We start from the raw sequence: 6,046 nt of genomic DNA, 5'->3' as shown, positions 1-6,046 counted from the left end.
TCGTCGCCGACGGTGCGCACGAAGGTCTGGCCGAGGTGTCCGGCGTTCCCGCTGGCCCCGGTGATCGGGCGCCCGCCGAGGACGAAGCCGCCGCCGACGCCGGTGGACACGACGATCGCCATCGCGTTGTCGCAGCCGACGAGGGCACCGCGCCAGTGCTCCGCCAGGGCGATGCACGTGCCGTCGAGGGCGAGCGTGAGCGGTCCGTCGACGAGACCGCCGAGCACCTCGTCGACCGTGAGCCCCGCCGCCTGCGGGAGGTTCAGCGGCGAGACCGACCGGCTCGGCAGATCGACCGGCCCGGCGCTGCCGACCCCGATCGCCCCGACGCGCACCTCCGGGACGGCGGCGAGGGCTTCCTCCGCGGCGGCGCGGATGTTCGCCGCGATCGTCGCACGGTCGTTCCCGCGGCCGGTCTCGCGTCGGGCGACACTCGCACGCAGCACGGTGCCGTCGGACGTGACGACGGCGGCATCCACCTTCGTGCCGCCGATGTCGACGGCCAGCACGGCAGCGGGTGAAATCATGGCGTTCTCCTCGGGTCGGGCGACGATGCCCGATCCTAGGGCCGACGGGCCCGTCCCCGTGCCTGAGCAGGTGCCGGGATCCGGCCCCCGCCCCGCCGCCGCAGGTTACGATCAGGTCACGGCGGCCGTGATGCTCGTGGGCCGCACCGCGACACGAGGGATGCCATGGACGAGACGGTCTTGCCCGGGACGACCACGCGCTCGCGTCGGCCCGCCACCGAGCCCGGTCGGGCGGGGATCGACGAACCCCTGACCAGTGGGTCTTTCGCTCGACTGACGCACGACATCGTGGCATCCATCTCCCGGGTCATCGACGGCAAGCCCGACGCCGTGCGTAGCGCCCTCATCGCGCTGCTCGCCGAAGGCCACCTGCTCATCGAGGACGTGCCCGGCGTGGGCAAGACGGTCCTGGCTCGCGCTCTCGCCGCCACGGTCGACGCCGACGTGCGCCGTATCCAGTTCACTCCCGACCTCCTGCCCGGCGACATCACGGGTGTGTCGGTGTTCAATCCGGTGCAGCGCCAATTCGAGTTCACCCCCGGCGCGGTGTTCGCGCACATCGTCATCGCCGACGAGATCAACCGCTCCTCACCCAAGACGCAGTCGTCGCTGCTCGAGGCGATGGAGGAGCGGCAGGTCACGGTCGACGGACGCACCCACGTGCTGCCCTCGCCGTTCCTCGTCGTCGCGACGCAGAACCCGTTCGAGATGGAGGGCACGTACGCCCTCCCCGAGGCGCAGCGCGACCGCTTCCTGCTGCGTATCTCGATGGGATACCCCGACCCCGCCGCCGAAGCGCTGATGCTGCGCCAGCGCGACACGGTGAACCCGCTCGACGCCCTCGTCCCGGTCGTCACCGCGCGTCAGGTGACCGCGATGATCGCCTGGGCGCGCGGCGTGCACGTGGCCCCCGCGCTCGAGGACTACGCCGTCGCCCTCGCGCAGGCCACCCGCAGCCACCCCGACATCCGGCTCGGCGCGAGCCCGCGCGCCACCCTGCAGCTCGTGCGCGCGGCCAAGGTGCGCGCGGCCCTGGACGGGCGGGCCTACGTCATCCCCGACGACCTCACCGCTCTGCTCGCGCCCGTCTTCGCCCACCGCCTCATCGCGAACCGCTCGGCGGCGGGCGGACGCGCGGGGGCCGTGGTGGTCGCCGACGCCCTCGAGCGGATCGCCGCGAGCGTGCGGGTGCCGCTGGCCCAGCGCGCGTGAGCACACCGTGAAGGACCGCTGGCCGCTGACGTTGCGCGGCACGGGGGCGCTGGCCCTCGCGGTGATCGCCCTCGTCGTGGCTCAGCGCGCCGCGATCCCCGAGTTGATGTACTTCGGGGTGCTCATGCTGGTGCTCGTCGTGTGCGCCGCTGTCAGCACGCTCGTCGTCCGCGCCACCGGCGACGTCGTGCGGACGGTGTCGCCCGAGGTGGCCGAGGTGGGCGGCATCGCCGAGGTGCAGGTGTCCGTACGGGTGCGTACTCCCCTCCCCACGCTCCCGGGGAGATGGTCGGACGCGGTACCCGCGGGCCTGGACGGCCGGGCCGAGGGCGCCTTCCCCGCCACCGCGTCGACCCTGAGGCGAGCGGGATCCCCGGTCCGCGTGCGGTACGAGGCGATCGGGGTGGTGCGCGGGACGTACACCCTCGGCCCCCTGCGGGTGTCCACGACCGATCCGTTCGGCCTGATCCGCCGGCGCTTCCGCGTCGGTCTCGCCACCCCCGTCACCGTCGCACCGACGATCGTCGAGCTCGGCGCACTCCCCCAGACGCCGGGCGAGGCCGGAGGAACGCGCCAGAGTGCTGCGCTGCAGCTGGGCCAGGGCGCCGACAACCTCGTCGCCCGCCCTTACGCTCCGGGCGACTCGATGCGCCGCATCCACTGGCGCGCGACCGCGCACCGCGACACGCTCATGGTCCGGCAGGAGGAGCAGGAGTCCAGCCCCGCGGCGACGGTCGTGCTCGACCGCGCGCTCTCCCGCTGGTCCCCGAGAGCCGCCGACGCGCCGGGCGGCGATCCGGCGTTCGAGACGGCGGTCTCGGCGTGCGTCTCGGCGGTGGCACGCCTCGTGCACGAGGGCTACACCGTCGACGTGGTCGACAGCGATGGCGAGCTGCTCGCCGAGCCCGTCGAAGGCGGGGAGGATGCCGAGGCCCGGGCTGTCGCGGCATCCTTCGCGACCCTCCGCGCGCGCGCCGACGCATCGACGCGACGTGTCCTCCCCGCCTCGGCGGCCGCGATGCTCGGCCCCCTCGTCGTGATCACCGGTCGGCTGCAGCTCGATGACGTCCTCGCCCTGCGCTCCGGGGCTCAGCGCTCGGCCCTGCCCGTGCTGATCTCGGTGTCCGACACCGCTGATCTCGAGGCGGCGAGGTCGGCGGGCTGGCACGCGACCGCGCTGCCCCCCGGCGGCGACGTCGCCCGGGCGTGGGACGAAACGACGCGATCGGAGGCCGTCGGTGTCGCGGGCTGACGCGCCGATGCTGCGCCCGGCACGCCGCTTCCGGGACACGGCGCTGCTGTCGCTCGGCGTCTTCGCGGGGATCGTCGCCGCACTACTCCCGGTGTTCTCCGTGATCGCGCCGGGCACCTGGACGGCGGGCGCGCTCACCGCGGCGGCCGCAGTGCTCGCTTCCGGGCTGGCGATGCGTTTCTTCGCCCTTCCCGCCATCACGGCGACCGTCCTGGAGGTCGTGGTCGCGGTGGTCCTGCTCACCGCGATGTTCGGTCGCTCCACGGCCCTGCTCGGCGTCATCCCCACCCCCGCCACGATCGCCTCGGTTCCGGGGCTGTTCGCCGCGGCATCCGAGGAGATCCGCCTCGGGGTCGCGCCGGTCGTCCCGGGCACGGGATTGTCCTTCGTCCTCGTGAGCGCGATCGCGGGTCTGGCGATCGTCCTGGACCATGTCGTCCTCACGGCACGGATGCCGCTCCTGGCCGGTGTCGGTCTGGTGGCCGTGTCGCTCATCCCGACCATCGCCATCCCCGCCGACGTCAACGTGCCCGCGGTGCTCGCGCTGGCCGCCGCCGTGCTCTTCCTGCTCCGCATGGACACCCGCTCGCGCACGCGCGCGGTCGGGTCCTCCGGCCGCCTTCTCGGACCGCGCGTGTGGGGGGCTTCGTCCACGGCGATCGGGATCGCGGCCGTCGCCGTGGTCGTGACGGTCGTGGCCGTGCCCCTCCTCCCCCAGCCCGGACTGCGCTTCGCCTCGGGGAGCGGTGCCGGGTTCGGGACGACGATCAATCCCAACCTCGAGCTGGGAAGCGACCTGCGCCAACCGAGAGAGGTCGACGTGTTGTCGTTCACCACGACGGCACCGACACCGCCGTACCTGCGGGCGGTCACGCTGTCGCGGTTCGACGGGACCGTATGGGAGCCGGACACGGGAGACACCGTCACGGTCCCCGGCGACGGGCCCGTGTTCGATCCGGTGCAGGTGGACGGCGACGTCACCCTGGCCGACTGGACCACGACGATCACCGTCGGCGAGCTCGACAGCCCCTGGCTGCCCATTCCCTATCCCGCCTCGACGGTGACCGGGCTGGAGGGCGAGTGGCTCGGCCTTCCCGACAACCGCACGATCGTGTCGCGTGCGGGATCCTCGCGCGATCAGAAGTACCAGGCCGAGGCGGTCGTGCCGCGACCGACGCTCGAGCAGATCCGCTCGCGGCCCGTCGGGAGCGACGAACTGCCCGACGCCGTGCGCTCCCTTCCGCCGGATGTGCCGGCGATCATCGGCGACACGGCACGCTCGGTCACGGCGGGCGCACAGTCGCCCTACGACGCGCTCGTCGCGCTACAGTCCTGGTTCCGCAGCAGCGAATTCCTCTACTCGCTCGACGCGCCCGTGGAGGCGGGGTTCGACGGGGCGGGTATGGATGCCGTGGCCCGCTTCCTGCAGGAACGCACCGGCTACTGCGTCCACTTCGCCTCGGCGTTCGCCGTCATGGCCCGCACGCTCGACATGCCCTCGCGCATCGTCGTGGGCTACCTGCCCGGGACACGGGTGGGCAGCGTCGAGCAGGGCCAGACGGAGTTCACCGTCACCTCCCGCCAGCTGCACGCGTGGCCCGAGGTCTACTTCCGAGGCATCGGCTGGGTGCCCTTCGAACCGACCAACAGCCTCGGCGTCCCCACGAACTTCGCCTCCAGCACGACCGGCGGGTCGACGAACCCGGCGGACACCCCCGAGCAGCAGGATGCCGCGACCCCCGGCGCCACTCGCGCCCCGGCTCCACAGCTCGGCGACCAGGACGGCTCGGGATCCGCCGCCTCCGGGGCCGGCGCGGTCAACGGGCAGAGCCCCGTCGGCGTGCTGCTCACCGTCGCCGGCGTGGTGCTGCTCCTCCTCGTCGCGGCGCCCGCCGTCGTCCGCGCCGGTCGACGCCGTTCGCGGGCGCGGCTCATCCTCGGCGGTGACGCGGCCGCGGCGTGGACGGAAATCCGGGCGGATGCGGTGGATCTCGGCATCCCCTCGCCCGACGCGGAGTCGCCGCGCGCGTTCGCCGCGCGTCTCGTCGACGCGCACGGGGTGGGCGCGGACGACGTACGGCTGCTGCGGGACGCCCTCGAACACGCGATCTACGCCGAGCAGACGGTCGACCCGGACCGGGGTCCCGCCCTGGCCGACGCCGTCGCACGCGTGCGGACGGGGCTCCGCGCGAAGGCGACACCGGCGCGTCGCCTCGTGGCCGTCGTCCTCCCCCGCTCGCTCGCGCGGCGATCGGGTGCCCCGGTGGTCGAGGTGCCCGAGTCCGTCGGCTGAGGCGCCCGTTCTCGCCCCTCGTGAGCGAAGCACCTCGTTCTCGATGGGTTGCGAGAGGGGCTCTCGAAGCGACGATGAGCCCCACCCGTCGGGGTGAGGATCGTCTATCAGGGAAGTCACGCAATGGCTATTGGACTGGCTCGCGAGGAGCCGCTGATCAAACGGCAAGCGCCTGCGGCTCTGCCGAGCAGTCCACCATGGCCCGTAGGCTGAAAGGAGCGGACGGGAGCTGAGATGAAGACCACCGAAGTGCGGGCGAAGCACGTCGAAGCGGCAGTCCACAGCGCCGAGATCGAAGGGCTACGCATCAGCAGCGCGACCCTGACGGACGCAGACGCCTACGTTGCGGGAAAGATCGATTCGACCGAGCTCGTCGATCGGGTCCGCACCCGGTATGGCCTCTCCTGAGGTTGTCGACCCGTATCTGTTCGACGATGTTGTTACCGTGCCGGACCTGGAGCCGCACGAGAACTGGTCAGCCGACGAAATCGAGCGTTTGTCGATCCGACCGAACGAGGCATAGCCGGAGATCGCTGACACGCCGGCCCGCCCTGCTGAGCTTCCAGACTCATCAGAACGGCACGAACGCGAGAACCCCACCCAGGCTTTCGCGTGGACGGGGTTCTCGACTTGGCGGAAGTGACAGGATTTGAACCTGCGAGGCGAGTTACCCCGCCTACATGGATTCCAGCCATGCTCCTTAGGCCGCTCGGACACACTTCCAACAGACAATCTTACACGGCGGAAGCGGCGCCTCTGGCG

At 72.3% G+C, this 6,046-nt stretch carries 5 protein-coding genes and 1 tRNA gene; 4 read left to right on the top strand and 2 right to left on the bottom strand.

The window, feature by feature from the left end; genetic code table 11:
- Positions 1-527: ROK family protein (locus LQV45_RS15885; RefSeq protein ID WP_230007872.1), on the bottom strand; the 527-nt coding region annotated here is incomplete at its 3' end.
- A gap of 165 nt (positions 528-692) precedes the next feature.
- Between LQV45_RS15885 and LQV45_RS15880 the strand changes: the two genes are divergently transcribed.
- The 4 genes from LQV45_RS15880 to LQV45_RS15865 all read left to right on the top strand — a co-directional run bounded on the left by LQV45_RS15880 (position 693) and on the right by LQV45_RS15865 (position 5,692).
- Positions 693-1,739: a MoxR family ATPase gene (locus tag LQV45_RS15880; protein ID WP_230007871.1), complete on the top strand. Its 1,047-nt coding sequence runs from the start codon at positions 693-695 to the stop codon at positions 1,737-1,739.
- A 7-nt stretch (positions 1,740-1,746) separates the two neighbouring features.
- A complete protein-coding gene (locus tag LQV45_RS15875) occupies positions 1,747-2,991 on the top strand; it encodes a DUF58 domain-containing protein (protein ID WP_230007870.1) in 1,245 nt (414 codons plus the stop codon).
- Positions 2,978-5,284: a DUF3488 and transglutaminase-like domain-containing protein gene (locus LQV45_RS15870; RefSeq protein ID WP_230007869.1), complete on the top strand. Its 2,307-nt coding sequence runs from the start codon at positions 2,978-2,980 to the stop codon at positions 5,282-5,284. The genes LQV45_RS15875 and LQV45_RS15870 overlap by 14 nt, the downstream gene beginning before the upstream one ends.
- A 234-nt stretch (positions 5,285-5,518) precedes the next feature.
- Positions 5,519-5,692, top strand: a complete 174-nt coding sequence (locus LQV45_RS15865) for a hypothetical protein (protein WP_230007868.1) — start codon at positions 5,519-5,521, stop codon at positions 5,690-5,692.
- A gap of 223 nt (positions 5,693-5,915) precedes the next feature.
- Here LQV45_RS15865 and LQV45_RS15860 read toward each other — a convergent pair.
- Positions 5,916-6,007, bottom strand: a tRNA-Ser gene (locus LQV45_RS15860).
- Between the last annotated feature and the right edge of the window lie 39 nt (positions 6,008-6,046).

It is taken from the genome of Microbacterium sp. Bi128, assembly GCF_918698205.1.
This window is presented reverse-complemented; position numbering and strand designations above follow the sequence as displayed.

Coding starts and splice junctions, on each gene's coding strand:
- LQV45_RS15865 (WP_230007868.1), top strand. CDS start 5,519: ATGAAGACCACCGAAGTGCGGGCGAAGCACGTCGAAGCGGCAGTCCAC.
- LQV45_RS15880 (WP_230007871.1), top strand. CDS start 693: ATGGACGAGACGGTCTTGCCCGGGACGACCACGCGCTCGCGTCGGCCC.